This is a genomic window from Micromonospora haikouensis, assembly GCF_900091595.1.
Classification (GTDB): Bacteria; Actinomycetota; Actinomycetes; order Mycobacteriales; family Micromonosporaceae; genus Micromonospora; species Micromonospora haikouensis.
The window spans coordinates 61,826-86,781 of the sequence record NZ_FMCW01000002.1 but is presented as its reverse complement, the minus strand read 5'-3'; the positions used below and the strand labels follow the sequence as shown (position 1 = coordinate 86,781).

General features: G+C 75.0%; 24 protein-coding genes, 3 pseudogenes and 1 riboswitch. Of the genes and pseudogenes, 6 read left to right on the top strand and 21 right to left on the bottom strand.

Features of this window, described 5'->3' with window-relative positions:
* Positions 1-141: 141 nt before the first annotated feature.
* The 5 genes from GA0070558_RS02070 to GA0070558_RS02050 are packed head-to-tail and all read right to left on the bottom strand — an operon-like array spanning position 142 to position 4,475.
* Positions 142-891 carry a sugar isomerase domain-containing protein gene (locus GA0070558_RS02070; RefSeq protein WP_091274947.1) on the bottom strand — a complete coding sequence of 250 codons (750 nt, stop codon included), beginning with the start codon at positions 889-891 and terminating at the stop codon, positions 142-144.
* The gene (locus tag GA0070558_RS02065; RefSeq protein WP_091274945.1) at positions 888-1,763 is read right to left on the bottom strand and encodes an AAC(3) family N-acetyltransferase; all 876 of its coding nucleotides are present in this window, start codon (positions 1,761-1,763) and stop codon (positions 888-890) included. Before GA0070558_RS02065 ends, GA0070558_RS02070 begins: the two co-directional genes overlap by 4 nt.
* Positions 1,760-2,590, bottom strand: coding sequence for an alpha/beta fold hydrolase (locus GA0070558_RS02060; protein ID WP_091275554.1), 831 nt, complete (start codon positions 2,588-2,590; stop codon positions 1,760-1,762). The genes GA0070558_RS02065 and GA0070558_RS02060 overlap by 4 nt, the downstream gene beginning before the upstream one ends.
* 29 nt (positions 2,591-2,619) lie before the next feature.
* The gene (locus GA0070558_RS02055) at positions 2,620-3,393 is read right to left on the bottom strand and encodes a TIGR03943 family putative permease subunit (protein WP_091274942.1); all 774 of its coding nucleotides are present in this window, start codon (positions 3,391-3,393) and stop codon (positions 2,620-2,622) included.
* A complete protein-coding gene (locus GA0070558_RS02050) occupies positions 3,390-4,475 on the bottom strand; it encodes a permease (RefSeq protein ID WP_091274939.1) in 1,086 nt (361 codons plus the stop codon). Before GA0070558_RS02050 ends, GA0070558_RS02055 begins: the two co-directional genes overlap by 4 nt.
* A gap of 186 nt (positions 4,476-4,661) precedes the next feature.
* Positions 4,662-4,767, top strand: a riboswitch (TPP riboswitch).
* A 70-nt stretch (positions 4,768-4,837) separates the two neighbouring features.
* Here GA0070558_RS02050 and GA0070558_RS02045 point away from each other — a divergent pair.
* The 4 genes from GA0070558_RS02045 (at position 4,838) to gnd (ending at position 9,392) form a co-directional block, all read left to right on the top strand.
* Positions 4,838-5,428, top strand: coding sequence for an ECF transporter S component (locus tag GA0070558_RS02045; protein ID WP_091274936.1), 591 nt, complete (start codon positions 4,838-4,840; stop codon positions 5,426-5,428).
* A gap of 110 nt (positions 5,429-5,538) precedes the next feature.
* The gene (locus GA0070558_RS02040; RefSeq protein WP_256091707.1) at positions 5,539-6,981 is read left to right on the top strand and encodes an ABC transporter ATP-binding protein; all 1,443 of its coding nucleotides are present in this window, start codon (positions 5,539-5,541) and stop codon (positions 6,979-6,981) included.
* Between the two features lie 31 nt (positions 6,982-7,012).
* A complete protein-coding gene (locus GA0070558_RS02035) occupies positions 7,013-7,813 on the top strand; it encodes an energy-coupling factor transporter transmembrane component T family protein (protein ID WP_091274933.1) in 801 nt (266 codons plus the stop codon).
* Positions 7,814-7,946: 133 nt separating this feature from the next.
* Entirely contained in the window at positions 7,947-9,392 is a 1,446-nt protein-coding gene (gene gnd / locus GA0070558_RS02030) for an NADP-dependent phosphogluconate dehydrogenase (RefSeq protein WP_077938760.1), read from the top strand.
* Between the two features lie 75 nt (positions 9,393-9,467).
* On the opposite strand, the gene GA0070558_RS02025 is transcribed toward gnd, so the two are convergent.
* The 3 genes from GA0070558_RS02025 to recO form a co-directional block, all read right to left on the bottom strand.
* Positions 9,468-9,653, bottom strand: a complete 186-nt coding sequence (locus GA0070558_RS02025) for a hypothetical protein (protein WP_091274929.1) — start codon at positions 9,651-9,653, stop codon at positions 9,468-9,470.
* A gap of 113 nt (positions 9,654-9,766) precedes the next feature.
* Positions 9,767-10,546 (bottom strand): isoprenyl transferase, encoded by a 780-nt coding sequence (locus GA0070558_RS02020; RefSeq protein ID WP_176734077.1) that lies wholly within the window; start codon positions 10,544-10,546, stop codon positions 9,767-9,769.
* Between the two features lie 32 nt (positions 10,547-10,578).
* Positions 10,579-11,391 (bottom strand): DNA repair protein RecO, encoded by an 813-nt coding sequence (gene recO / locus GA0070558_RS02015; RefSeq protein ID WP_091274925.1) that lies wholly within the window; start codon positions 11,389-11,391, stop codon positions 10,579-10,581.
* Positions 11,392-11,492: 101 nt separating this feature from the next.
* Between recO and GA0070558_RS02010 the strand changes: the two genes are divergently transcribed.
* The gene (locus GA0070558_RS02010; RefSeq protein ID WP_091275548.1) at positions 11,493-12,317 is read left to right on the top strand and encodes a DUF4097 family beta strand repeat-containing protein; all 825 of its coding nucleotides are present in this window, start codon (positions 11,493-11,495) and stop codon (positions 12,315-12,317) included.
* On the opposite strand, the gene GA0070558_RS02005 is transcribed toward GA0070558_RS02010, so the two are convergent.
* From GA0070558_RS02005 to GA0070558_RS01970, 10 genes and pseudogenes are all read right to left on the bottom strand, one after another.
* On the bottom strand, positions 12,304-13,491 hold the full coding sequence (locus GA0070558_RS02005; RefSeq protein WP_091274923.1) for an acyltransferase family protein: 1,188 nt from the start codon (positions 13,489-13,491) through the stop codon (positions 12,304-12,306). The two genes, GA0070558_RS02010 and GA0070558_RS02005, sit on opposite strands and share 14 nt — an antisense overlap.
* 159 nt (positions 13,492-13,650) lie before the next feature.
* Positions 13,651-14,571: a GTPase Era gene (gene era / locus GA0070558_RS02000; RefSeq protein ID WP_043969228.1), complete on the bottom strand. Its 921-nt coding sequence runs from the start codon at positions 14,569-14,571 to the stop codon at positions 13,651-13,653.
* 5 nt (positions 14,572-14,576) lie between these two features.
* A complete protein-coding gene (locus tag GA0070558_RS01995) occupies positions 14,577-14,963 on the bottom strand; it encodes a cytidine deaminase-like protein (RefSeq protein ID WP_043966794.1) in 387 nt (128 codons plus the stop codon).
* Complete coding sequence (locus GA0070558_RS01990) at positions 14,956-16,374, bottom strand: hemolysin family protein (protein WP_091275544.1); 1,419 nt, start codon at positions 16,372-16,374, stop codon at positions 14,956-14,958. The genes GA0070558_RS01995 and GA0070558_RS01990 overlap by 8 nt, the downstream gene beginning before the upstream one ends.
* Complete coding sequence (ybeY, locus tag GA0070558_RS01985; protein WP_043966793.1) at positions 16,350-16,823, bottom strand: rRNA maturation RNase YbeY; 474 nt, start codon at positions 16,821-16,823, stop codon at positions 16,350-16,352. The genes GA0070558_RS01990 and ybeY overlap by 25 nt, the downstream gene beginning before the upstream one ends.
* Positions 16,824-16,832: 9 nt before the next feature.
* Positions 16,833-17,201 (bottom strand): annotated as a pseudogene (locus GA0070558_RS34070) (PhoH family protein); the annotation flags it as partial.
* A 264-nt stretch (positions 17,202-17,465) separates the two neighbouring features.
* Positions 17,466-18,014 (bottom strand): annotated as a pseudogene (locus GA0070558_RS34065) (LAGLIDADG family homing endonuclease); the annotation flags it as partial.
* A 258-nt stretch (positions 18,015-18,272) separates the two neighbouring features.
* Positions 18,273-18,968: pseudogene (locus GA0070558_RS34060) on the bottom strand (PhoH family protein); the annotation flags it as partial.
* 153 nt (positions 18,969-19,121) lie between these two features.
* Positions 19,122-20,462 (bottom strand): serine hydrolase domain-containing protein, encoded by a 1,341-nt coding sequence (locus GA0070558_RS01975; protein ID WP_439709560.1) that lies wholly within the window; start codon positions 20,460-20,462, stop codon positions 19,122-19,124.
* Between the two features lie 138 nt (positions 20,463-20,600).
* Positions 20,601-20,951 carry a histidine triad nucleotide-binding protein gene (locus tag GA0070558_RS01970; protein WP_077938743.1) on the bottom strand — a complete coding sequence of 117 codons (351 nt, stop codon included), beginning with the start codon at positions 20,949-20,951 and terminating at the stop codon, positions 20,601-20,603.
* A 45-nt stretch (positions 20,952-20,996) separates the two neighbouring features.
* Here GA0070558_RS01970 and GA0070558_RS01965 point away from each other — a divergent pair, with 45 nt between their 5' ends.
* Positions 20,997-21,758 (top strand): SDR family NAD(P)-dependent oxidoreductase, encoded by a 762-nt coding sequence (locus GA0070558_RS01965; RefSeq protein ID WP_091274915.1) that lies wholly within the window; start codon positions 20,997-20,999, stop codon positions 21,756-21,758.
* Between the two features lie 53 nt (positions 21,759-21,811).
* Here GA0070558_RS01965 and GA0070558_RS01960 read toward each other — a convergent pair whose 3' ends face one another.
* From GA0070558_RS01960 to hrcA, 3 genes are all read right to left on the bottom strand, one after another.
* The gene (locus GA0070558_RS01960; RefSeq protein WP_091274911.1) at positions 21,812-22,546 is read right to left on the bottom strand and encodes a 16S rRNA (uracil(1498)-N(3))-methyltransferase; all 735 of its coding nucleotides are present in this window, start codon (positions 22,544-22,546) and stop codon (positions 21,812-21,814) included.
* Position 22,547: 1 nt separating this feature from the next.
* Positions 22,548-23,693 (bottom strand): molecular chaperone DnaJ, encoded by a 1,146-nt coding sequence (dnaJ, locus tag GA0070558_RS01955; protein ID WP_176734063.1) that lies wholly within the window; start codon positions 23,691-23,693, stop codon positions 22,548-22,550.
* 73 nt (positions 23,694-23,766) lie between these two features.
* Positions 23,767-24,789 (bottom strand): heat-inducible transcriptional repressor HrcA, encoded by a 1,023-nt coding sequence (gene hrcA, locus GA0070558_RS01950; RefSeq protein ID WP_043966779.1) that lies wholly within the window; start codon positions 24,787-24,789, stop codon positions 23,767-23,769.
* Between the last annotated feature and the right edge of the window lie 167 nt (positions 24,790-24,956).

Sequence of the window (24,956 nt, the reverse complement as noted above, 5' to 3'; positions counted from 1 at the left end):
TTACCTCCGGGGGCGACGGTACTGCCGGCGGGTGCGGCCCGCCGGCAGCATCGCCATTGCCCGATCGGATCGACGACGAAACCCATTCACGCCCGCGCCCGCCCGGGACGGCGGGGCGCGGCCGGGCCCGGTCGGAAGCGGTCACGCCCCCCGGCGGATCCGGCCCGCGTACCGGGCCTCCAGGGCGTCGTTGTGCGCGTCGCCGCCGGCGATGTTGGCCGACAGGTAGACCGGGGGCGGCTCCCCTGCCGCGAGCAGCCGGGCCACCACCTCGACGGTGACCTGCTGCGCGAGCAGGGCCGCCGTGATCGAGGAGACCCCGCCGACCGCGCCGCCGCCGGGCAGCGGCAGGGTCGCGTCGCCGTACGGTGCGCCGTTGTCCAGCACCACGTCGGCGAAGTCGGCCAGCTTGCGCCCCGACGGGTGCCGGGACGCCATCCGCGCCGAGTGCTGCGCCGACGTGATGGCGACCAGTCGGTGCCCCCGCCCGGTCACCAGCGCCGCGAACTCCACGACCGCCCCGTTGACCCCGGAGTTGGAGGCCACCACGAACACGTCGGACGGGTGGACCGGGGCCAGCTCGTAGAGGCGGTGGGCCACCGCCGGATCCCGCTCCAGCAGCGGGCCCAGGACGTCGACCGGGGCCCCGCCGCGCAGCACCACGTCGCGCAGCGCGATCCGGTTGGTCGGCACCAGGCCGCCGGCCCGGCCGGCGATCTCCATGGCGAGGGCCTCGGAGTGGCCCGTGCCGAACGCGTGGACCACCCCGTCGGCGCGCAGCGCGTCGGCGATCAGGTCGGCCGCCCGGCCCACCGCCTCCCGCTGGCTGGCCGACACCCGGCCGATCGTCTCCGTCACCACCGCCAGGTAGTCCTCGGCGCTGACCGTCATGCGTCGTCCTCCGTCCCCCGGCTGCCGTCCGGCGTCTCGCCGGTCCCGTCGGTCCTTGTCCGGCCGCCGGCCACCGTTGCCCGGTGGCGGGCCAGCCAGTCCACCGCGAAGTCGACCGCGGCCCGCTGGCGCATCAGCCGCCCCGTCCCGTCGCCGACCGGGCCGACCCGCACCGCGCCGGTCGCCTCCAGCGCCGCCCCGAGCCGGGGGAAGTCGCTCTCGTCGAGCACGATGTCGTCCCACCCCGCCCAGCGCCGGCCGCCGTCCGGGGTGCGCACCGCCGCGCCCTCCCGTCGCGTCGGCGGGGCGGGCTGCCGGTATTCGGCCAGGTGCAGCGACGTGTTCGAGTCGTGGCCGACGCCGAGCAGCAGCACGTCGGCGTCGGCGTCGTAGAGCCGGCCCAGCGGCGAGTCCTCGCCGAGCATGCCGGCCAGCCGGTGCCCGGCCACGATCCGCTCGGCGGCGGGCCCGAGAGCGGCGAAGGAGACCTGCGGGTGGTCGCTGCGCCGGGCACCCGGCCAGCCCCGGACGGTCTCGGCCAGCGCCCCCATGAACCGGCTCGGGGTGACCGCCGGGTCGAAGCCGGGCGTCTCGGCCCGGATCACCGGCCACCACTGCGCCGGCACCGGCGGGTTGGTCCATTCGGCCGGGTCGCTGTTCTCCGGCGTGTGGGTGGGCACCACGACCGTGCCCCGCTCGCCGAGCACGTCGCGCAGCGCGAGCGCCACCGCCTGCGCGCCACCGCAGACGAACCCGAGCGCCTTCAGCCCGGCGTGCACGAGCACCACCGTGCCGGGGCGTACCCCCAGGTCGGTGAGCTGTGCGGCGAGCGAGGCGCGGGTGTGCGGCCGGGCGGCCGGTGCCGGCCTCATCGGGCCGTGGCCGTGCGGGCCAGGATCGCCTCGGCCAGCGGGCCGGGTGCGGCGTCGGGGATCCAGTGCGACACCCCGGCCAGCGTGACCATGCGGTAGTCGCCGGTGACGTGGGCGGCGCAGGCCCCGGCGGCGACCCGGCCGACCGCCGTGTCCCGGTCGCTCCACACGTACGTGGTCGGCACCGACACCGGCCCGACCGCCGCGAGGTCCTTCCCGGACATCGCGCGGTACCAGTTCAGGGCGGCGGTCAGCGCGCCCGGGGCGCGCATCGGGTCGGCGTACCGGGCGACCCGGGCGGCGTCGCCGATGCCGCCGAGCAGCCGGCGCAGGGCGACGGCCCGGAACGCCAGCAGCACCTTCTCGGCCTTGCCGGGCTTGCGGAACAGCGCCATGTACGACGAGCGGGCCTTCTGCTCGGTGTCGGTGGCCAGCGCGTGGGCCATCGCGGCGGGGTGCGGGACCGACACGGCGGTGAGGGTGCGCACCCGGTCGGGGTGGGCGGCGGCCAGCCCCCAGGCGACGATCGCGCCCCAGTCGTGCCCCACCACGTGGGCCGCGTCGACACCCAGCGCGTCGAGCACCGCCGCCGCGTCGGCGACCACCTCGGGAATGCGGTACGCCTCGACCTCCGCCGGCCGGGCGCCGGGCGAGTAGCCGCGCTGGTCGAGCGCGTACGTGCGCAGCCCAGCGGCGTGCAGCGCCGGCGTGACCTCGTCCCACTCGCCGCTGTGCTGGGGGAAACCGTGCAGCAGCAGCACCGGCTCGCCGTCGGCCGGCCCGCCGGCGTGCACCTCGAACGTCAGCCCTCGCGCGTCGATCCGCATGATCGGCAGCCTACCCAGGCCGGGGCCGGTCACTCGTACTGGTTTCTCGGGGCGGGCACCTCCCGCCAGGACTCCACGGCGAGGTAGGGGATCTCGGCGTCGTTGACCGGGTCCCGCCCGACCCGGTCGCTGTAGCGGCCGGTGAGCTCGACCCAGGTGTCGGGCGGCAGGCCCAGGGGCACGTCGCCGGTCATGCCCAGCTTGACGGGGCGGCCGTCGGCGGCGCAGCAGGAGAGCACCATGCGGGCGAGGATCGGCTGCCCGTCGGGGCCGGGCGCGATGAACCCGGTGAGCCGGACCCGCCGATCGCCGATCGACGCGCCCCGCTCGAACAGGGCCCGGGAGGCGTAGTCGAGGACGGTGACCGGGGCCGGGTCGCCCGGCGGCAGCGGCGGGTAGTCCGACTGCTGCTGGCCGGCGAGCGCGGTGCCGGCCTGGCCCACCGCGTACGAGCCGAGGGCCGGCGGGGCGACCAGCAGCAGCCCGAGCACGGGCAGCAGGAGCAGCCAGCCGACGCGCGGCCCGTGGTGGCCGTGCCCGTGCCCGTCGTCGTCGGCCGGGTGCCCGCCCGTCCCGGGCCCGTCGTCGGCCCCGTCGTCGGCCCCGTGGGCGTCGCCGCGCGGCGCGGGGCGCAGGTCGTACCACAGGGTCATGACCGCGGCGGCGACCAGCACGAGCCCGGCGGCGATCAGGAACGGCCGCAGCCCCTCCTTGACGTAGCGCAGGTAGAGGTCGGTGACGCTGGCCCGGACCACCGCGCCGCCGAGCAGCAGCAGGACGACGGCCTGCGCCTGCCGGTTCACAGCAGCACCGCCCCGGCGAGGCCGGCCACCCCGACGGCGACCACGAACGTCGCCGGGGCGAACCGGACCGCGAACCGGCGGCCGAAGACGCCGGCCTGCATCGAGATCAGCTTGAGATCGACCATCGGACCGACCACCAGGAAGACGAGACGGGAGGTGAGGGAGAACTGCGACAGCGACGCCGCGACGAAGGCGTCGGCCTCCGAGCAGATGGACAGCAGCACGGCGAGCACGGCCAGGGCGAGCACCGACAGCACCGGGGAGTCGGCGAGGGTCTGCAGCCAGCGCTCCGGCACCAGCACGTTGATGCTGGCGGCGGCCATCGCGCCGACGACCAGGAAGCCCCCGGCGTGCACGACGTCGTGCCGCACGGCCGCCCAGAAGGCCGCGCCGCGCGACGCCCCGTCCAGCTCGGGCCGGCGCGGCAGCCGGATCCAGTCGGCGCGGCCGAGCCGCAGCCAGAGCCACCCCATGACCATGGCGACGACCAGGCTGGCCACCGCCCGGCCGAGCACCATCTCCGGTGCGCCGGGGAAGGCGACGGCGGTGGCGGCGAGCACGACCGGGTTGACCGCCGGGGCGGCGAGCAGGAACGCCAGGGCCGCCGCCGGGGTGACGCCGCGCCGGATCAGCGACCCGGCGATCGGCACCGAACCGCACTCGCAGCCGGGCAGCACCACGCCGGCGGCGCTGGCCACCGGCACCGCGAGGGCCGGGTGCCGGGGCAGCGCCCGGGCCCAGAACGAGCGCGGCACGAAGACCGCGATCACCGCCGAGAGCAGCACCCCGAAGACGAGGAACGGCACGGCCTGCACCAGCACCGAGACGAAGACCGTCGTCCAGGTCTGCAGCCGGGGCGCGGACAGCGCGTCGGCCAGCGGCGCGCGGAACACGATCAGGAGGACCAGCAGCGCGGCCAGCACCTCGACCGAGCCGATCCGGCCGCCGAGCGACCGTCGCGGCCCGACCGACGCCGCCTCCCCCTCCGGTACGTCCGGCGGGCCTGCTCCGGCCGGCCCCGTCGCCGAGGCCCGCCCGTCGGGGCCGACGGGCGGGGCGGAACTGTCAGTCGTCGACGGCACGGGCGGTCCTCGGGGCGTGAACGGTTCGGCGGCGCGACACTATCGCGCCCAGCGGGCCAGGTCGATGGGCTGCGCCGAAATGGCGGTATCCGGATACCGGAACGATCCGGCGAGGATCACGGTGAGCTGCGGAAAGATCACTTTGCCCGGTGATCTTCCCGGGTGTTAGCGTCGGGGAGACAACTTCACATCCGACAGGGGAGCGCACAGCGCTGAGAGTGCGGGCACCGCCCGCAGACCCTCGAACCTGATCTGGGTAATGCCAGCGCAGGGAGTTCGGTCGACCTCCAGCCGCGTCGACGTCCGGTGCCACCGGGCGCGGCGTGCGTCTTCTCCTGGTTCGTCAAGGACTGGGAGCCACCATGAACCACACCGACAGCAACCGCTGGCGCACGATCGACATCGTGGTCGCCTCGGTGATCGCCGTCGCCTTCGGCGTCATCTTCTGGGCCTGGGGCCTGGTCTGGAGCGCCACCGAGGGGGCGTTCGCGTTCTTCCCGCCCGCGCAGACCCTGCTCTACGGCGTCTGGCTGATGCCGGCCGTGCTCGGCGGCCTGGTGATCCGCAAGCCGGGCGCGGCCCTGTACTGCGAGACCGTCGCCGCCGTCCTGTCCGCCCTGCTGGGCAGCCAGTGGGCCGGCACGGTGATCCCGCAGGGCATGGTCCAGGGCCTCGGCGCGGAGCTGGCGTTCGCCGCGTTCCGCTACCGCTCCTTCCGGCTGCCGACCGCGCTGCTCGCCGGGGCGCTCACCGGCGTCGGCGCCGCCCTGTTCGACTTCTTCGTGTGGAACGCCGAGTACGACCTGACCGGCTACCGCCTCCCGTACGCCCTGCTCACCGTGGTGAGCGCCACGATCATCGCGGGTGCGGGCGCGTGGGCCCTCCTGCGCGCCCTGCTCACCACGGGCGCCCTGGACCGCTTCCCCGCCGCCCGCGCCCGCACCCCGATCTAGCGCGCGGTTCCACATGTCGATATGTCGATCAAGAGGTTTGCGTCAGCCGAGCGCGCTCTCCTGACGCAGACCTCTTGATCACCGACGGCGGGCGGAGGGGGCGGGGAGGCGTGGCGGTACGGGCGCGGGTGGTGGTGCGGGGGTTCGGGTGGCGGCACGCCGGGCGGCGGGCCTGGGCGGTGCGCGGGGTGGACCTGAGCGTCGAGGCCGGCGAGCGGGTGCTGCTGCTGGGGCCCTCCGGGGCCGGCAAGAGCACGCTGCTGGCCGCGCTGGCCGGGCTGCTGTCCGACGACTCGGGCGAGCAGGAGGGCACCGTCGAGGTCGACGGCGTCGACCCCCGCGCCGACCGGGACCGGGTCGGCATCGTCTTCCAGGACCCGGAGAGCCAGCTCGTGATGGCCCGCTGCGGCGACGACGTCGCGTTCGGGCTGGAGAACCGGGGCGTGCCCGCCGGTGAGATCTGGCCCCGGGTGGACGAGGCGCTGCGCCGGGTCGGCTTCCCGTACGACCGGGACCGCCCGACCGCCGCCCTCTCCGGCGGCGAGCAGCAGCGGCTCGCGCTGGCCGGGGCGCTCGCCCCGCGGCCGGGGCTGCTGCTGCTCGACGAGCCGACCGCCAACCTCGACCCGGCCGGGGCGGCGCTGGTCCGCCGGGCCGTGGCCGACGCCGTCACCGCCGACACCGCGCTGGTCCTGGTCGAGCACCGGGTCGCCGAGGCGCTGCCGCTGGTCGACCGGGTGGTGGTGCTGGAGCCGGGCGGCGGCGTCCGCGCCGACGGGCCGCCGGAGGCCGTCTTCGCCGCGCACGGCGACGCGCTCGCCGCCGAGGGGGTCTGGGTGCCCGGCCGGACGGTGCCGCCCCGGCGGGCCACCGCCGCCCCCGGCGCGGCGCTGCTCACCGCCGACGGGGCCGCCCTGCCGCCCCGCCTCGCCCCGACCGACCTGGCGGTACGCGCCGGCGAGGCGCTCGCCGTCCTCGGCCCGAACGGTGCGGGCAAGTCGACCCTGGCGCTGCTGCTCGGCGGCCTGCTGCGGCCCGGGGCGGGGCGGATCGAGGCGACCCGGGAGCTGGCCGGGCGGGACGCCGCCACCGCGCCGCACCGCTGGCGGGCGCCCGCCCTGGCCCGCCGGATCGGGTCGGTCTTCCAGGACCCGGAGCACCAGTTCGTCACCGGCACGGTCTACGACGAGCTGGCCCTCGGGCCGCGCCGCACCGGCCACGGCGAGGCAGCCGTCCGGGCCACCGTGGACGGGCTGCTGGACCGGCTGCGCCTGGCGCGGCTGGCGCGCGCGAACCCGTACACCCTCTCGGGTGGGGAGGCGCGGCGGCTGAGCGTGGCGACGGCCCTGGCCACCGCGCCCCGCCTGCTGGTCTGCGACGAGCCCACCTTCGGCCAGGACCGGCGCACCTGGCTGGAGCTGGTGGACCTGTTCGCCGAGCTGCGTGACGGCGGGCACGGCGTCGTCGCCGTCACCCACGACGCGGACTTCGTGGCGGCCCTGGCCGACCGGCGGCTCACCCTGACCCGCGACCCGGCCGCGGTGGCGGCGTGACCGGCACCGGGCACCGACGGGCGGTGGCGACGTGATCAGCATCTCTCCGGTGGCCGTGCCCGGCGCCCCGCTGGCCCGGCGCAACCCCGTGGCGAAGGTCGCCGCCGCGCTGGTCTTCTCGTTCACCCTGCTCGCCACCCTCGACCCGGTGGCGCCGGCCGTCGCCATCGGCGTCGAGCTGGCCGTGCTGCCCCTGTTCGGCATCCGCTACGGGGTGCTCGCCCGCCGGGCCGCCCCGCTGCTGCTCAGCGCCGCCGGCATCGTGGTGACCCTGGTCCTGTTCGCCGCCGAGCGCACCGGCCGGACCCTGGTCGAGGCGGGGCCGGTGGCGGTCACCAGCGGGGTGCTGCTGACCGCGCTCGGGCTGGCCCTGCGCATGCTCGCGGTGGCGCTGCCCGGCGTGATCGTCTTCGCCACCACCGATCCGACCGACCTGGCCGACGCGCTGGTGCAGAACGCGAAGGCCCCGGCCCGCTTCGCGATCGGCGCGTTGGCGGCGTTCCGGCTGGTGCCGCTGCTCGGCCAGGAGTGGCAGATGATCAGCATGGCCCGGCGGGCGCGCGGGGTGGACGCCGGCCGCAACCCGGTGGCCCGGCTGCGGCTGTTCGTCTCGACGGCGTTCGCGCTGCTGGTCGGCGCGATCCGGCGGGGCACCCGGCTGGCGGTGGCGATGGACGCCCGGGGATTCGACGCGGCCACGCCGCGCACGGTCGCCCGGCGGCAGCGGTTCGGCCCCGCCGACGGGCTGCTGGTCGCCGGTGCGGCGGCGCTGGCCGGGGCGGCGCTGGCGGTCAGCGTCGTCCTGGGCACGTTCCGCCCGCTGATCGGCTGACCAGCAGGTCAGGGCGGCGGCTGCGGGGCGCACGCCACCACACTGTGACACCGCGTCGACCACCGGTCCCGGCGCGGCGGGCGGCGCGATACCGTCGCAGCACTACAGGCGACGCGAGAGGTGGCGGGTACGGATGACGCAACAGGCGACGGCGCAGATCGGCGTGACGGGGCTGGCGGTGATGGGTCGGAACCTGGCCCGCAACCTGGCCCGGAACGGGTTCACGGTGGCGGTGCACAACCGGTCGCCGGAGCGGACCCGCAGCCTGGTCGCCGAGCACGGTGACGAGGGGACGTTCGTGCCGTCCGAGTCCCTGGCGGACTTCGTCGGCTCGCTGGAACGCCCCCGCGCCGTGATCATCATGGTCAAGGCGGGCGCACCGACCGACGCGGTGATCGACGAGCTGGTGCCGCTGCTCGACGAGGGCGACATCATCGTCGACTGCGGCAACGCCCACTTCGCCGACACGCGGCGGCGGGAGGAGGCGCTGCGCGCCAAGGGGCTGCACTTCTCCGGCACCGGCGTGTCCGGCGGCGAGGAGGGCGCGCTGCTCGGGCCGAGCATCATGCCGGGCGGCTCCGCCGAGTCGTACGCGAAGCTCGGCCCGATGTTCGAGAAGATCGCCGCGCAGGTGGACGGCACCTCGTGCTGCCGGCACATCGGCCCCGACGGCGCCGGCCACTTCGTCAAGATGGTCCACAACGGCATCGAGTACGCCGACATGCAGCTCATCGCCGAGGCGTACGACCTGCTGCGGGCGGGGCTGTCGGCGAGCCCGGCGGAGATCGCGGAGATCTTCCGGGAGTGGAACACCGGCGAGCTGGAGTCGTTCCTCATCGAGATCACCGCCGAGGTCCTCGGGCACACCGACGCGGCGACCGGCCGGGCCTTCGTGGACGTGGTGCTCGACCAGGCCGAGCAGAAGGGCACCGGCCGCTGGACGGTGCAGAGCGCGCTCGACCTGGGCATCCCGATCACCGGCATCGCCGAGGCGACGTTCGCCCGGTCGCTGTCCGGGCACGCCGGCCAGCGTGAGGCCGCCCGCCGCGCCTTCGGCGACGCCGGGGAGAAGTGGCAGGTCGAGGACCGCGACACCTTCGTCGAGGACGTGCGGCGCGCGCTGCTGGCCAGCAAGATCGTCGCGTACGCGCAGGGCTTCGACCACATCCGCGCCGGCAGCAGCGAGTACGACTGGGACATCGACCTGGGCGGCACCGCCACGATCTGGCGGGGCGGCTGCATCATCCGGGCCCGCTTCCTGGACCGGATCAAGGAGGCGTACGACGCCGAGCCGGAGCTGCCGTCGCTGCTGGTCGCGCCGTACTTCGCCGAGGCGGTCAGCGCGGGCGTGCCGAGCTGGCGGCGGGTCGTCGTCGACGCGGCGCGGGCCGGGGTGCCGACGCCGGCGTTCTCGTCGTCGCTGGCGTACTTCGACGGCCTGCGCGCCGAGCGGCTGCCCGCCGCGCTGCTGCAGGGGCTGCGGGACAACTTCGGCGCGCACACCTACCGCCGGGTGGACCGGGACGGCTCGTTCCACACCCTGTGGGCCACCGAGGGCCGCTCCGAAGTGGAGGCCTGAGCCGCAACGCGCCGGTGCCGCCCCGAGGCTTCGGGGGCGGCACCGGCGCGGTCGGGTCGGGGAGAACCGGTCGGGTCAGAAGAACCGGCGGCGCTTCGCCTTCTGCGGGCGCATCAGGTCGGCGCCCCTGGTCAGCATCCGGGTCACGCCGGTCGGGCCACGCCGGGCCTCCAGCGTGTGGCTGAGCCGGCGCGCGCCGGCCGCCGCCAGCGGCACGGCGACCGCCATGACCGCCCACTGGGCAATCCGCTTCTGAATCATGTGGGTTCACCTCCGCCGTCGTGGCTGTTGCCGGAGGTGATACCCCACCGGCCGCGCCGGTAAGCGTCCCTGCGGGCCGGTCAGGGCTGCAGGCGGGTCAGGGCTGCGGCCGGTCAGGGCTGCGGCGGGGCGACCGGGTTGGGCAGCGCCCCGCCGAACCGGCGGTCCCGCTGGGCGTACAGCTCGCACGCATACCACAGGTGGCGGCGGTCGAAGTCGGGCCAGAGGGTGTCGAGGAACACCAGCTCCGCGTACGCGGTCTGCCAGAGCAGGAAGTTGGAGATCCGCTCCTCGCCGGACGGGCGGAGGAAGAGGTCCACGTCGGGGACCTCCGGGTGGTAGAGGTATTTCGCCACGGTCTTCTCGGTGACCTTGCCCGGGTCGAGCCGGCCCGCCGCCACGTCGCGGGCGATCGCGGCGGCGGCGTCGGCGATCTCGGCCTGCCCGCCGTAGTTGACGCAGAACTGCAGCGTCAGCGTCGAGTTGCCCCGCGACATCTCCTCGGCCGTCTGCAACTCGGAGATGACGCTCTTCCACAGCCGGCCGGCGCGGCCCGACCAGACGACCCGCACGCCCAGGTCGACGAGCTGGTCGCGGCGGCGACGGATGACGTCCCGGTTGAAGCCCATCAGGAACCGGACCTCGTCCGGGGAGCGCCGCCAGTTCTCCGTGGAGAACGCGTACGCCGACAGGTAGGGGATGCCCAGCTCGATCGCGCCCTCGATGGTGTCGAAGAGGCTGTGCTCGCCCTGCTCGTGGCCCTTGGTGCGGGGCAGCCCCCGCTCCTTGGCCCACCGGCCGTTGCCGTCCATGACGATCGCGACGTGCTTCGGCAGCGCGTCGGCCGGCAGCGCCGGGGGCCGGGCGCCCGACGGGTGCGGAGTCGGCGGCACCGGCTCACGCCGGCCGGCCCTCAACGATCGGATCACTCGGTCTTCCCCCTGTCCACGGCGGCGGCACCGCCGGCCGTCGGGCCACCCCGGTCGACCAGCGGCAGCGAGCGTAGCGCGCGCTCCAGGTGCCACTGCAGGTGCGCCGCGACCAGGCCGCTGCACTCCCGGCGTACGCCGGTCTCGGTGGCGTCGGCGAGCACCCAGTCGCCGGTGGTGAGCGCGGACATCAGGTCGACGGTCGCCGGGGTGGGGTGGGCCGCGCCGGGGGGCCGGCAGTCCGGGCAGACCGCGCCGCCGGCCGGCACGGAGAACGCCCGGTGCCGCCCCGGGGTGCCGCAGACGGCGCAGGCCGTCAGCGCGGGCGCCCAGCCCGCCAGGGCCATCCCCCGCAGCAGGTACGCGTCGAGCACCAGCGTGGTGGCGTGCTCGCCCCGGGCGAGCGACTTGAGCGCGCCGAGGGTGAGCTGGAACAGCCGCAGCGACGGCTCCCGCTCGACCGGGGTGAGCCGCTCGGCGGTCTCGGCGATCGCGCTGGCCGCCGTGTAGCGCGGATAGTCGCCGAGGAACCGCTTGCCGTACAGGTCGATCCCCTCGACCTGGCTGACGCTGTGCAGCGAGCTGCCGGTGTTGCCCTTCGGGTCGCCGGCGAGCTGCACGTCGACGTGGCCGAACGGCTCCAGCCGGGCGCCGAACTTGCTGGTGGTGCGGCGGACCCCCCGGGCCACCGCGCGCAGCCGCCCGTGCCGGCGGGTCAGCAGGGTGATGATCCGGTCGGACTCGCCGAGCTTCTGCACGCGCAGGACCACCGCGTCGTCGCGGTAGAGCTGTCGGCGGTACCCGGCCATCCGATCATTCTCCCCCGGCCCACGGAATCAGGGTCGAATCGGGGTGCCCGGCGGGTGATCCCCGATGCGCGGCGGGCCGGACCGGCCGTAGCGTGCCGGCCATGGCCTCGCACCCGACCGCCCACGCCACCCGCCCCGCCCGCGCCACCTGCGGCGTCCCCGCCCGCGCCGTCGCGGTCGGGGCCGTCGCCGCCCTGATCCTCCTCGCCGGGTGCGACAACCTGTCGCTGCGCCGGCTGGACTTCGACGACGTCGAGTCGACGCGGATCGCCCGGGTCACCGTGCTACCCGGCTCGGGCGACGTGACGGTCGTCGGCGGCGGCCCCGCCGGCCAGGTACGGATCAAGCGGGTGCTGCGCTACCACGGCGACCAGCCCGAGGCCCGGTACGAGATCCGGGGCGACGAGCTGGTGCTCGACACCGACTGCGGCTCCCGCTGCACGATCTCCTACGAGGTGAACGCCCCGGAGGGCGTCGCCGTGAGCGGCGCGACCGGGTCGGGCAACGTGACGCTGAGCCGGGTCGGCGAGGTGGACTTCCGGCTCGACTCGGGAAACCTGGAGATCACCCGGGCGACCGGGGCGGTCCGCGCCGAGGCCAGCTCCGGCAACGTCGAGGTCGACGACGTACGCGGCCCGGCGACCCTGCGCACCTCGTCGGGCGACGTCACGGGCAGCCGCCTGGGCGGCCAGGTGGACGCCGAGGCCGAATCCGGCGACGTCACCGTCGAGCTGGCCGTCCCGGCCTCGGTGCGGGCGCACGCCGCCAGCGGCGACGTGCAGCTCGTCGTGCCCGCCGGCCGGTACCGGGTGCGCTCGGACGTCGACTCCGACGACGCCGAGCTGGGCATCGTCGACGACCCGGGAGCATCCCTGCTGCTCGACGTGGCCGCCGACAGCGGCAACCTGACGGTCACCGCGCGCTGAGCTTGAGGGTGTACTCCTCGGGGGCGCGGGGCGCGGGCAGCACCGCCCGGTCGTAGCCGGCCGGGGCGGGACTGACGGGCACAGGGCGGGCGCCGGCCGGCACGGGGCGGCCGGCGTCGGCCCCGACCGCCGGCACGGGGCGGCCGGGGGCGGCCCCTCGGGCCGGCACGGGGCGAACGCCACCGGGGAACAGCTCCGGGGGCCGGCGGGCGGCGACGTCCTCGACCCAGCCGACCGCCGCGGTGACCGCGCCGACCAGCGCGAAGACCAGCACCACCCGGATCGCGAGGCCCACCGGGTCCTGACGGGACCAGCCGACCACGTCGACCAGCGGGGTGAGCGCCACCACGAACGGCATGTGCCACAGGTAGACGGTGAGCGCCCGCCGGTTCAGCACCGTCACCGCCCGGCCCGCCACGGCGGACCGGTCCACCCAGGCCGCCGACGCCGGGGCCCGGCCGATCGCCACGAGGATGAACGCGGCCGACCACAACGCGTTGCCCAGCGGGATGTCGTTGAGGTCGTACCCGCGCGGCCCGGGGTGGGTGGCGATCCAGGCCGCCCCGGCGACGCCGAGGGCCAGCGCCGCCGGGACCAGCACCCGATTGGCCGTACGCCGCAGCAGGCCGTCGTGGTGGGCGAAGCCGAGCAGCCACGCGCCGAAGTAGAGGCCGAACTCCCGCAGCACGGTGGGCGCGGCGGGGAGCAGTCCGAACTCGATGGCGGCCAGCAACGCGTACGGGGCGAGCAGGGTGGGCCACGGGGCCCGCCGGAACAGCCACAGCGCGACGGGCGAGGCGAACACGAACCACAGGTAGTCGCGCAGATACCAGATCACGCTGAGCGCCAGCGCCCCCCAGTAGTTGGCCGGCGGGTCGGCGACCGGGAACGCCCACAGCAGCACCTTCGGTGTCAACGGCAGCCCGGTGAGCAGCATCGCGGGGACGAAGATCGCGGCCAGCACCCACAGCGAGGGCAACAGGCGGCGCAGCCGCCGGCGTACCGCCGACGGTCCGGACCGGTCCAGCGACGCCGCCATCAGCGAACCGGCGAGCGCGAACATCACCGACATGGCCGGGAAGACCAGGGTCAGCGTGGCCCATCCGGTCACGTGATAGACGACGACACGGACGATCGCCAGGGCACGGAGCAGGTCCAGGTACCGGTTTCGCATCAGCCGGCTTCCGGTCGGGGGCAGGGGGAGCTGTCGATCCCTACCCTCCGACCCCCCACCGCAAAACGCCCAGCAAGCCGCCTAGAAAGTGAGAAACGCCATCCTTCTGCCCAGAACCGGAACACCCGCCTCGGGCCGGGGTGGGTGGGTGGGTGGGGGTTAGAAGCCCAGTTTGCGGAGTTGTTTGGGGTCGCGTTGCCAGTCCTTGGCCACGCGGACGTGCAGGTCCAGGTAGACGCGGGTGCCGAGCAGCTCCTCGATCTGCCGGCGCGCGGTGGTGCCGACCTCCTTGAGCCGGCTGGCCCGGTGGCCGATCACGATCGCCTTCTGGCTGGGTCGCTCGACGTACACGTCGGCGTAGATCTTCATGAGGTTGCCCTCGGGGATCATCTCCTCCACCACCACGGCGATGGAGTGCGGCAGCTCGTCGCGGACCCCCTCCAGGGCCGCCTCCCGGATCAGCTCGGCGACCAGCACCTGCTCCGGGTCGTCGGTGAGCATGTCGTCCGGGTAGAGCTGCGGCGACTCGGGCAGGTAACCGGTCATCACGTCGACCAGCGTGTCGAGCTGGTGCCCGGAGACCGCGCTGACCGGCACCACGGCGGCGAACTCGCCCAGCTCGCTGACCGCGAGCAACTGCTCGGCAAGCCGCTTCTTGTCCACCAGGTCGGTCTTGGTCACCACCGCCAGCACGGTGGCCTTCAGCTCGGCCAGCTCCCCGGTGATGAACCGGTCGCCCCGGCCGACCGGCTCGTCGGCCGGGATGCACAGGCCGATCACGTCGACCTCGCTCCAGGTGGAGCGGACCAGGTCGTTGAGCCGCTCGCCGAGCAGCGTGCGGGGGCGGTGCAGCCCGGGGGTGTCGACCAGGACGAGCTGCGACTCCGGCCGGTGCAGCACGGCCCGGATGACGTGCCGGGTGGTCTGCGGCTTGTTCGAGGTGATCGCGATCTTCGTGCCGACGATGGCGTTGGTCAGCGTCGACTTGCCGGCGTTCGGCCGGCCCACGAAGCAGGCGAACCCCGCCCGGTACGGGCGCGCTCCCCCGCCGCCGACGTCGCCCGCCCGGCCACCCCGCACGTCGCTCACTCGACCACCGTGCCGAGGACGGTGCCGTCCGGCGCGGCCACGTGGATCGGCGCGTCGGCGGCGAGGTCACGGACGGCGGCGTGCCCCGCCCCGTCCAGGGTCGACGCCTCCGTCACCACGACGGCGGCCTCCAGCCGGGTCGCCCCGGCCGCCACGGCGGAGGCCACCGCGAGCTGGAGGGCGGTGAGGGTCAGCGAGGGCAGCGACACGCTCGCCGCCGCGTACGTCCGGCCGTCCTGGTCGCGTACCGCGGCTCCCTCCACGGCGCCCACCCGGCCCCGGGCCCCCCGGGCGAGGATGACCAGCTTGCCGTCCTCGGCGCTCAGCTCGACCGGCGCGGACGGGGTGGGCAGGGCGGCGGGCGCGGCGGGTGACTCAGGCATCGGCGGGTTGCCTCTCCTCGGCTCGGTTCTGGGTGCCCCGGGCCTCGGCGGGCTCGCCGCGCCCGGGGGTGGTGTCGGGGTGGTCGGTCGGCTCGACCCGGCTCACCAGCACGGTGTCGATCCGGTTGCGCCGGCCCGTGGTGCCCTCGGCGACCAGGCGCAGCCCGGCCACCTCGGCCTCCGCGCCGGGGATCGGGACCCGGCCCAGGGCCTGGGCGAGCAGACCGCCGACCGTCTCGACCTCGTCGGCGGGCAGCTCGACGTCGAACAGCTCGCCGAGGGTCTCGACGGGCAGCCGGGCGGTGACCCGCACCGCGCCGTCCGCCAGCCGTTCGACCGGCGGGCGTTCGACATCGTACTCGTCGGTGATCTCGCCGACGATCTCCTCCAGGATGTCCTCGATCGTGACGAGGCCGCCGGTGCCGCCGTACTCGTCGACGACGATGACCAGGTGGTTGCGCGCGGCCTGCATCTCCGACAGCAGGTCGTCGACCGGCTTCGACTCCGGGACGAACGTCGCCGGGCGCATCAGCTCCGACACCGGCAGCAGGGAAGCCGCCGGGTCGCCGCCCTGGGTGCGGCGGATCAGGTCCTTCAGGTAGAGCACGCCGAGCACGTCGTCGACGCTCTCCCCGATCACCGGGATGCGGGAGAAGCCGGAGCGCAGGAACAGGGCGAGGGCCTGGGAGAGGGTCTTGCTCTCCTCGATCCACACCATCTCGGTGCGCGGCACCATCACCTCGCGGGCGATGGTGTCACCGAGCGCGAACACCGAGTGGATCATCTGCCGCTCGCCGTGCTCGACGACGCCCCGCTGCTCGGCCAGGTCGACCAGCTCGCGCAGCTCCACCTGGGTGGCGAACGGCCCCTCCCGGAAGCCGCGCCCCGGGGTGACCGCGTTGCCGATCAGGATCAGCAGCGACGCCAGCGGGTTGAGCGCCCGGCCCAGCCAGCGCACCAGCGGCGCGACGGCCCGGCCGACCGCGTACGCGTGCTGCCGGCCGAGGGTACGCGGGCCGACCCCGACCACCACGAAGCTGATCACGGTCATCGCGCCGGCGGTGACCAGCGCCGCCCGCCAGCCCGCGCCGAACGTGTCGACCGCCACCAGCGCGACCAGCGTGGTGGCGGTCAGCTCGGCCAGCAGCCGCAGAAGCAGCAGCAGGTTGAGGTGGCGGACGACGTCGCCGGCGACGGCCTGGAGCGTGCGCGCGCCCCGGGCCCCGTCGCGGGCCAGCTCGGCCGCCCGGGCCGGTGACACGGCGGCCAGCGCCGCCTCGGTCATCGCGATCAGGCCGGCGAGCACCACCAGCCCGGCCGCGAAGACGAGCAGCTGCAGGTCGGGCAGGCCCGCCGCCGCGCCGGCAGCCGACACCTGTGCGGGCATCACGCGGACCGGGTCGACCGCCAGCTGGCCAGCAGCCGGGCCTGGAGCTCGAACATCTCCCGCTCCTCCTCCGGCTCGGCGTGGTCGTAGCCGAGCAGGTGCAGCACCCCGTGCACGGTGAGCAGGTGCAGCTCGTCGGCCGAGGAGTGGCCGGCCGTCGCGGCCTGCTTGGCCGCCACCTCCGGGCAGAGCACGATGTCGCCCAGCAGCGCCGGCTCCCCGCCGGCCGAGCTGGACTCGCCCGGCCCGTGGTCGACGCTGCCCTCGTCCATGGGGAAGGCGAGCACGTCGGTCGGGCCGTCGCCGCCCATCCAGCGGTGGTTCAGCTCGGTCATGTAGTCGATGTCGACCAGCAGCACGGACAGCTCGGCGAGGGGGTTGACCCCCATCTCGTCGAGGGCGTGCCGGGCGACGGCGAGCACGGCGTCGGTGTCGACGTCGACACCGGACTCGTTGGCGATCTCGATGGACAACTGGGTTCCCTAGGTCTGTCGGCGCCGACCGGCCCGGCCGCCCTGGGCGGTGCGCCCCGGCACGGCGTGCACGCCCTGCGCCTGCTGGTTCTCCCGCTCGGCGTCCCAGCGGGCGTACGCGTCGACGATCTCCCCGACCAGCCGGTGGCGCACCACGTCGGAGCTGGACAACTGCGCGAAGTGCACGTCTTCCACGTTCTCCAGGATCTCCCGGACCACCCGCAGGCCGCTGGTCGTCCCGCCGGGAAGGTCCACCTGGGTGACGTCGCCGGTGACCACGATCTTGGAACCGAAGCCGAGCCGGGTGAGGAACATCTTCATCTGCTCGGGCGTGGTGTTCTGCGCCTCGTCGAGGATGATGAACGCGTCGTTGAGGGTGTTGTGCGTGACCAGGAAGTCGTCGGTCACGTACAGCGAGTCCTCCGCCGCGACCTGGATGCACATCGTCTCCTGCACCCCGGCAGGGATGATCGAGTCGATGAACCGCATCGGCCGGCCACCGCCGTGCTCGTCGTACAGCGCACGCTTGCGCGACAGGCGGAACGGCGCGACACCGGCAGGAAGCCTGATCTCCACGACGTAGGCGTCGGCGCGGTAGTGGACCGGGCGGCCCTTGGCCAGGCCGGGCTTACGCCCCTCGGCCTCCCGGACCCGCCAGGTGGCCACCCCACCGAGCGACTGGGCCAGGTAGACCACGTCGTCCCGCAGCCGCGGCGACGTCGTCGAGTATTGCACCCGGCAGGTGCGCCCCGCCTGGACGACCGGCCCGCCGTCGGTGTCCAGCAGCCCCTGGAGCACGGCCAGCCGGACGTCGAGGCTGTTGTTCCTGTAGACCTCGGGCACGAACTTGGTGCCCGAGGTCGCCCCGGCCAGGCCCAGTTCGCGCAGCACGGCCGTCACCGGGTTGGCGACGATGACCCCACCCCGGTGACCGTCGACGTGCCGGAGCACGTAGTCGTACTCGCTCTTGCGAACGAGGGCGATGCCGGGCAGCGCCTCGTCGAGCGCGGCGGCCAGCTCCGGGTCCGCCGTGGAGAAGGCCGGCGTCGCCCGGGAGGAGAAGGCACCGTCGCCGAGGAGCAGCCCGAGCGCGTACGGGTCGAGCGGAACGTCCTGCGGCGCCAACTGCACGGGCGCGACGACCGGCAGCTCGTACCGGCGGGTGTGGCCCCGCCACTCCTTGCCGATCATCTCTTGGGTTTCGAGGGTGCGCCGACGCCCGCGCCGCTTGTCGTCGGGCGTGGCGACGGTCCAGAGGTGCTCGCCGCAGGCGACGGTGGACGCGCCGTCCTGGGTGGTGACCCGGTAGACCTGCTTCGGCCCCTGCGGGTAGACGCCGATCACCGGCGTGGGCGTGCCGTTCGAGCCGATGACCAGGTCACCGACCCGCAGCGACCCGAACGGCCGGAACCCCTCGGGGGTCAGGACCCGCGCGTCGTACGGCTGCGCCCGCCCCCTCATGTATGCCAGGGGCGCGACCTCGATCGTCCCGGCCGCCATCAGCTTCGGGATCGTCTCCGGGTCGAGCATGTCGTGCAGCGCGTCGTAGAGCGGGCGCAGGTAGGGGTCGATCTTCTCGTTGAGCGTGCCGGGCAGGAAGCCCAGCCGCTCCCCCGCCTCGACCGCCGGCCGGGTCAGGATGATCCGGTTGACCTGCTTGGCCTGGAGGGCCTGGACGGCCTTCGCCATCGCCAGGTAGGTCTTGCCGGTGCCGGCGGGGCCGATGCCGAAGACGATGGTGTGCGCGTCGATCGCGTCGACGTACTTCTTCTGCCCGAGCGTCTTGGGGCGGATGGTGCGCCCGCGCCGGGAGAGGATGTTGAGCGTCAGGACCTCGGCGGGCCGCTCGGTGCCGCCCTGCTCCAGCATCCCGACGGTGCGCCGCACGGCGTCAGTGGTCAGGGTCTCGCCTTTCTCGATCAGTTCGAGCAGCTCGCTGAAGAGGCGCTCGGCGATGGCGTTGTCCGCCGGAGCACCGGTGATGGTGATCTCGTTGCCGCGGACGTGCACGTCGCTGTCGACCGAACGCTCGACGAGTCGCAGGATCTCGTCGCCCGCGCCCAGCAGGTTGACCATGATCTTCGAGTCGGGGACGGTGATCCTGGTCTGCACCCGGGGCGGGCCGGGAGGTGGGGTGCCGGTCATGGGTCGGGCCGAGGGGCCCTGCGCACCTGCTCTCGATCTCGGCGCCGGGCCCTGCTGGCGCGGCGATCGGACGTTACCTCCATCGTAACGTTTCCCGCGCGGCGGCACCTCGCCCATTTCCCCGGGCCGCCGGGCTGCCGGCCCGGCCGGGCGTCAGCGCCGGAAGTCGTACCCGTCGAAGGTCTCCTGGCCCCGGGTGAAGCGGTACGTCGCCCAGTGCAGCCGGACCACCGCCCCGGTCGCGTCCCGGGTCAACCGCAGCAGCTCGCCGGCCTCCCGCCCGGAGACGGTGCGGAACACGTCCGGCCGGTCCGGCAGCGGGGCGAAGACCGCCGGGGGCTTGCCCGCCGGGTCGCCCGCGCTGCGGGCCTGCAGGGTGCCGTCGTGCCAGCTGAAGACGGACGCGAAGCCCTCGCCCCACCACGGGCCCAGCATCCCGCGCAGGTGCTCCGGGGCCGGCGGGCCCGGCCGCCACGGCTCGACCTCGGCCGGGTCGTGCTCGACGGCGGCGGCGAGCAGCCGGTGCGGCAGCTCCATGACCTGCACGCCGGTCCCGGACGAGCCGAGCACCGCCGCGCCCATCGCCCCGGGGGTGCCGTCGCCGCCCCGGCGGCCGTAGACGGCGGCGAGGAAGCCGGGCATCGCCCCGTCGTGGCCGACGTGCACGACCCGGTCGCCCTGCGGCAGCAGGATCAGCCCCAGCCCGAAGCCGGCCCCCCAGGTCGTCTCGTCGGTGACGGTCAGCGGCCAGCGCATCTCGTCGAGCGTCGCCGGGGCGAGCACCGCGCCGGTGGGGTCGAGCGCCGCCGGGTCGGCCAGGAACGCCGCCCAGCGGGCCATGTCGGTGGCGGTGCTCCACAGCTGCCCGGCCGGGCCGACCGCGGCGAAGTCGGTGGGCGGCTCGGGGTGCGCCTCGTCGGAGTACGCGTCGACGAGGAACCCGGTGGCCGCCGCCGGGCCCGGCCGGTCGGTGGTGGCGGTCAGGCCGAGCGGGGTGAGCACCCGGTCGGTGAGCACCTCGGCCCAGGTGCCGCCGCGCAGCCGGGCGACGAGCTGGCCGAGCACGGCCATGCCGAGGTTGGAGTAGTGGAAGCGGCGGGCCGGCGGCAGCACCCGCTCGGCGCGGGCCAGGTCGGCCAGCAGCTCGTCCGCCCCGGGGGCGAGCAGGGTGTCCCAGACGTCGCCGTGCGGCTCCCGTTGCAGGCCGGAGGTGTGCGACAGCAACCGGCGCACGGTCAGCTCGCCGTGTGCGGGCACGTCGAGGTGCGCGCCGACGGGGTCGTCGAGGTCGAGCAGGCCGGCGTCGCGGCACTGCATGACCAGCACGGCGGTGAACGTCTTGGTGACCGAGCCGATCCGGAACAGCGTCTGCGGGCCGAGCGCCGTGTCGTTGCCGGTGCCGCCGGCCTCGCAGGTCCAGAGCGGGCGGTCCGCCCGGTGCAGGGCCGCCGCGACCGCCGGCACCCGCCCCTCGGCCTGGACCCGCCGCACCATCCGCCCGAGCCGCTCGTCGATTCCACTCACGCCCGCAGTGTAAGGAGGGGCCCCTTGTTAACGCATTCCGTATAGGAAGGGCCCCTTCCTAACACCGCGGCGCGGGACGCGCCCGCGACGGACGCGCCCGCCGCCCCCTCAGCGGCAGAGCATCGGGCCCAGCGGCGCGCCGCCGAGCACGTGCGCGTGCACGTGGAAGACCTCCTGGCCGCCGTACGCCCCGGTGTTGAACATCAGCCGGAAACCGTCGCCGAGCAGCCCCTCGTCCTCGGCCACGGCGGCGGCCGTGGCGAGCAGCTCGCCGGCGAGCGCCGGGTCGCCCTGGCCGAGGGTCGCCACGTCGGCGTAGTGCTCCTTGGGGATGACCAGCACGTGCACCGGGGCCTTCGGGTCGATGTCGCGGAAGGCGAGGGTGGTGTCGGTCTCCCGGACGACGGTGGCCGGGATCTCCCCGGCGACGATGCGGCAGAACAGGCAGTCGGATCCCATCGGGGCATGGTAAGTGGTGCCGGACGGCTGGGGCATGATGGCCGCGTGACTTCACGGGCGGTGCTGGTGACGGGGGCCTCGCGGGGCATCGGGCGCGCGGTGGCGGCGCGGTTCGCGGCGGGCGGGGACCGGGTGGCGATCCACCACCGGGGCTCCGGGGAGCTGGCCGAGCGGCTGCGCGCGGAGCTGCCGGGCGACGGCCACGTCGTGGTCCGCGCGGACCTGGCCGACCCCGAGGCGGTACGGGTGATGGTCGACGACGCGGCGGCCCGCCTCGGCGGGCTGGACGTGCTGGTCAACAACGCCGGGGTGTACGGCGAGCGGAACGCCCCGCACCCGGTCTTCGGCGCGTCCTACGCCGACTGGCAGCGGCGCTGGCGGCAGCTGCTGGAGACCAACCTGACCGGGGCGGCCAACGTGGCCTGGTGCGCGGCCCAGCACATGCGCGGGCGGGGCGGGCGGATCGTGAACGTCTCGTCGCGGGGCGCGTTCCGGGGCGAGCCGGAGCAGCCGGCGTACGGGGCGAGCAAGGCGGGGCTCAACGCGCTCGGCCAGTCCCTCGCGGTGGCCCTGGCCCCGTACGGCATCGCGGTCGCGACGGTGGCCCCCGGCTTCGTGGAGACCGACATGACCACGGAGCACCTGGCCGGCGCGGGCGGCGCGGCGATCCGGGCGCAGAGCCCGTTCGGCCGGGTGGCCCGCCCGGAGGAGATCGCGGCGGCGGTCCACTGGCTGGCGTCGGCGGAGGCGGAGTGGGCCTCCGGCACGATCGTCGACCTCAACGGCGCGTCCTACCTGCGCACCTGACCGGGGCGGGGGTCCGCCAGCGGGACAGGCAGGTCATCGACAGGACGGGCGGGTCACCAGCGGGACAGGCGGGTGGCCAGGACGCAGAGGGCGGCGACGCCCGCCGTGGAGGTGCGCAGCACGTGCGGGCCGAGGCGCACCGGGCGGGCGCCGGCCTGGGTGAACGCGGTCCCCTCCGCGTCGGTGATGCCGCCCTCCGGGCCGACGACCAGCACGATCTCGCCCGTGGCGGGCAGCGCGGCGGCGGTCAGCGGCTCCTGCGCCTCCTCGTGCAGGACGAACGCGGCGGCGGCCCCGGCGATCCGGCGGGCCACCGTGGCCGTGGACTCGTCGGGGGCGCCGGCCACCACCGGCAGCCACGCCCGGCGGGCCTGCTTCGCCGCCTCCCGGGCCGTCGCCGCCCACTTCTCCCGGGCCCGTACGCCCCGGTCGCCGCGCCACTGCGCCACCGAGCGGGCCGCCGCCCAGGGCACGATCTCGTCGACGCCGACCTCGGTCATCGCCTGCACGGCCAGCTCGCCCCGGTCGCCCTTGGCGATGCCCTGCACCACGACGAGCCGGGGGACGGGCGCGTCGACGTGCCCCCGGGAGGTGACCCGCAGGTCGAGGGCGCCCCTGCCGACGGCGGTGACCACGGCGGCGGCGGTGCCGCCCCGGCCGTCGGCCAGCAGCAGCTCCTCGCCGGCGCGCAGCCGCTGGACGGTGGCCGCGTGGTGCCCCTCCGGGCCGCCGAGGGTCAGCGCGTCGCCGGTGGGCAGCGCGTCGACCAGGAACAGCGGCGCCGACACCTCAGGCGTGCCCGTTGAAGGCGTCGCGCATCCGGGAGAAGAAGCCGCCCTGCTTGCTCAGCTCGGCGACCTCCTCGCCCCGGGTCTTGGCGAAGTCGCGCAGCATCTTTTCCTGGTCGGGGTCGAGCTTGGTCGGGGTGCGCACGTCGAGGTGGACGTAGAGGTCGCCCCGGCCGGTGCCGCGCAGGTGCGGCACGCCCCGGGCACGCAGCCGCAGGGTGCTGCCCGGCTGGGTGCCGGCCTTGACGTCGACCGTCTCCTCGCTGTCGAGGGTCTTGATGGTCAGCCGGGTGCCGAGCGCGGCGGCCGTCATCGGGACGGTGACCCGGCAGTGCAGGTCGTCGCCCTTGCGGGAGTAGACGTCGTGCGGGCGCTCGTGGATCTCGACGTAGAGGTCGCCGGCGGTGCCGCCTCCCGGGCCGACCTCGCCCTGCTGGGCGAGCCGGATGCGCATGCCGTCCTCGACCCCGGCGGGGATCTTGACGGTGAGCGAGCGGCGGGTGCGCACCCGCCCGTCGCCGGTGCAGGTCGGGCAGGGGTGCGGGATGGTGGTGCCGTAGCCCTGGCAGACCGTGCACGGCCGGGCGGAGACCACCTGGCCGAGGAAGGTGCGCTGCACCGACTGGACCTCGCCCCGGCCGCCGCACGCCTCGCAGGTGGCCAGGTGGGTGCCGGCCGCCGTGCCCGCCCCGGAGCAGGTGGTGCAGAGCACCGCCGTGTCGACGGTGATGGGGGCCTCGACGCCGAACGCCGTCTCGTGCAGGTCCAGCTCCAGGCGCAGGATCGCGTCCGCGCCGGGCCGGGTGCGCGGGCGCGGGCCCCGGGAGCCGCCGGCCGCGCCGCCGAAGAAGGCGTCCATGATGTCCTGGAAGCCGACGAACGGGCCGGCCCCGCCGGGTCCGCCCGGGCCGCCCATGCCCCCGCCGCCGGGGGCGAGGGGGTCGCCGCCGAGGTCGACGATCTGCCGTTTCCGGTCGTCCGAGAGGACCTCGTACGCGGCGTTGATGTCCTTGAACTTCTCCTGTGCCTCCGGGTCCGGATTGACGTCCGGGTGGAACTGCCGCGCCAGCTTGCGGTAGGCGCGCTTGATCTCGTCGTCGGAGGCCTCCCGGCTCACGCCGAGGATGCCGTAGTAGTCCCTGGCCACTGCGTCCCGTGTCCTCATGTTCTTGTCGCGTTGCGCCGGTCGTCGGCCGGAGCCGGCCGTCGGCCCTGACTGGTCAGTTCTGGGCCAGCAGCTCGCCCACGTAGCGTGCCACGGCCCGCACCGTGGCGATGGTGCCGGGGTAGTCCATCCGGGTGGGGCCGACCACGCCCAGTCCGCCGAGCGCGGTCGCCCCCGGGCCGTAGCCGGTGCTCACCACCGAGGCGGCCCGCAGGTTGTCGATCTCGTTCTCGTCGCCGATCAGCACGCGGGTGGTGGTCGACTCGGCCTCGCCGATGAGCTTGAGCATCACCACCTCCTCCTCCAGCGCCTCCAGGATGGGCCGCAGGGACCCCTGGAAGTCGAGCAGGCCGCCCCGGGTCAGGTTGGCGGTGCCGGCCAGCGCGATGCGCTCCTCGTGCCGCTCGACCAGCGTCTCCAGCAGCACGGTGGAGAGCGTGGTCATGGTGCCGCGCAGGTGCGGGCTCGACTCCTCGACCAGCGCCTGCACCAGCGGCGGGGTCTCCGACAGCCGGCTGCCGACGAGCTTCTCGTTGACCAGCCGGCGCAGGTCGGTGACGTCGTCGGCGCTCACCGGCGCGGGCAGCTCGACCAGCCGCTGCTCGACCCGGCCGGTGTCGGCGATCATCACCAGCATCAGCCGGGTGGTGGAGATCGGCACCAGCTCCAGGTGCCGCACCGAGGAGCGGGCCAGCGAGGGATATTGCACCACGGCGACCTGCCGGGTGAGCTGCGCCAGCAGCCGCACCGTGCGGTGCACCACGTCGTCGAGGTCGACCGCGCCGACCAGGAAGCGCTCGATCGCCCGGCGCTCGGCCGGGCTGAGCGGCTTGACGCGGGACAGCCGGTCGACGAAGAGGCGGTAGCCCCGGTCGGTGGGGACCCGGCCGGCGCTGGTGTGCGGCTGCCGGATGTAGCCCTCCTCCTCCAGCACCGCCATGTCGTTGCGCACCGTCGCGGGGGAGACGCCGAGCTGGTGCCGCTCGACCAGCGCCTTGCTGCCGACCGGCTCCTGGGTGGCGACGTAGTCCTCGACGATCGCGCGGAGCACGGCGAGCTTGCGGTCGTCCAGACCCACCCTGCCACCTCCTGTCGCATGTCGGGCCCGGCGGCGCGGCGGCACCGCAGGTCGGCGCTCCGCCGGTGCGTCGACGCCTGGCACTCGACTGTAACGAGTGCCAGTCTACGTCGGCTGCCCCGTGCTGGGTAAGATCAACGACGGACCGCGGGTGCGGCGACCGCCGC